Genomic DNA, 671 nt, shown 5'->3' with positions numbered 1-671 from the left:
CATCTGGATTGATTGGCGCTCCCGGTGTCTGTGGATCCGTTGGATTCACTGGCGTCAGCTGATGCTTCAAGTGAACCGTGAAGTTCTGATCAGTTGTGTCATCATTGTCGAACGTCAAATCTGCTGGATAGCCATCAGTAACCAACTCATACCCTTGTTTCTTATAATCCGCAATGTTGCCACTAGTACTATAACTGGATTTCGAGCCCGTTGTTCCTGAAATTGAATCCGTCTTTAAAGTTTTTCCGGTCGTATCATCAACGTAGCTGACACTACCTTTTTGCTTATCTGCTGTATAGGTGATCGTTGTATCTTTCGTCGGATCACTTGGCTGATAACTGCTACCTGGTGTCAAAACATTACCTTCTGGATCATGTGCTGTATAACCTGGTACCGTCGGTACACCGGCTGGTGTAACCTTCGTCGCATCACTTGGGTCATTTGGATAGACTACTGTTGGTGCTCCAGGGAAGTTCCCATCACTTGAGCTTGGTACCAATGATCCGACTTTCGTGTATGTCACGGTCTCATTAACATCTGCTGAATCGGCATTCAAGTCAGTTACGGCAGCTGTCTGCGCTTTATCAGCTACAGATCCCGGCACCACTGGGCTAACAACGGCATCAAAGGTCGTATCACCATTTGTCGCTGTCCAGGCTGTTGTTCCAGCA

General features: G+C 47.2%; 1 protein-coding gene. It reads right to left on the bottom strand.

Annotated features, from left to right (window positions below; translation table 11 throughout):
* Nucleotides 1-671, bottom strand: a 671-nt coding sequence (locus tag PPA04_RS09770; protein WP_444980866.1) for a mucin-binding protein, incomplete at both ends; no start/stop codon positions are given.

The organism is Pediococcus parvulus, from assembly GCF_007990205.1.
Classification (GTDB): Bacteria; Bacillota; Bacilli; order Lactobacillales; family Lactobacillaceae; genus Pediococcus; species Pediococcus parvulus.
Note: the sequence above shows the minus strand (reverse complement) of the source record. Positions and strands in the feature narration are given on the sequence as shown.